We start from the raw sequence: 1058 nt of genomic DNA on the forward strand, positions 1-1058 counted from the left end.
GGGATGGGCAGGGGGGTGTGCAGGGTGAGTTCGTCGATGGCGGGGCAGCCGACTTGGTCGCCGGCGCGCAGGGCGAGTTCGACGAAGGCGGTGCCGGGCAGGATCGGGGTGGCGTTGATGGCGTGATCGGCCAGCCAGGGCTGGGCGGCGACCGACAACCGGCCGGTCAGGATGGCGCCACCGTCGGGCTGCTCCACCACCGCACCCAGGATCGGGTGGTCGGCGGCGGTCTGGCCGAGGGCGGCCGGGTCACCAGCCGAAGCCAACTGCAGCCAGTAGCGGCGATGTTGGAAGGGGTAAGTAGGCAGATCCAGGTCGCCGATGCGAACGCCGGTCGGCCAGGCGGTCCAGTCCACGGCGGTGCCGCACGTCCAGGCCTGGCCGAGCCCGGCGATCAGTTGGGCGGTCTCGTCCCGGTCGCGGCGCAGCAGGGCCACTACCGAGGGCTCCTCGCCGTCGTCGTGGTGGGTGAGGGTTTGTTCGATCATGGGGGTGAGCTGGGCGTCCGGGCCGGCCTCCAGGAAGTGGGTGACCCCGCGTCGCCGCATGACGTGGACGCCGTCGGCGAACCGCACCGGTTGGCGTACGTGCTCGACCCAGTAGCCGGGCTGGGTGATCTCCTCACCGGCCAGGTCACCCGAGACGTTGGACACCAGCGGCAGCTCCGGACGCCGCAGCGTCAAACCCGCCACCACCTGCCCGAACTCAGCCAGCATCGGCTCCATCAACGGGGAGTGGAACGCGTGCGACACCCGCAACTGGCGGGTCCGGTACCCCTGCTGCCGCGCCCACTCGACGATCTGCTCCACCTGGCCGGACGCGCCGGAGACCACCACCGAACCGGGCGCGTTCACCGCCGCCACCGCCACCTGGTCGTAGCCGGCCAGCACCGGCGCGAGTTCCTCTTCGCCGCAGCCGATCGCCGCCATCGCGCCCCCAGAGGGCAGCGCCTGCATCAACCGGCCACGAGCGGCCACCAACCGGCACGCATCCGCCAGCTCCAGCACCCCGGCCACATGCGCCGCAGTGATCTCCCCGATCGAGTGACCGGCCACATA

General features: G+C 71.6%; 1 protein-coding gene. It reads right to left on the bottom strand.

Features of this window, described 5'->3' with window-relative positions; genetic code table 11:
- Window positions 1-1058 (bottom strand): acyltransferase domain-containing protein (locus EJK15_RS69530; RefSeq protein ID WP_138720963.1); only part of this gene is annotated, 1058 nt, incomplete at both ends.

Origin of the sequence: Nonomuraea basaltis, assembly GCF_005893125.1 — a bacterium.
Taxonomy (GTDB): domain Bacteria; phylum Actinomycetota; class Actinomycetes; order Streptosporangiales; family Streptosporangiaceae; genus Nonomuraea; species Nonomuraea basaltis.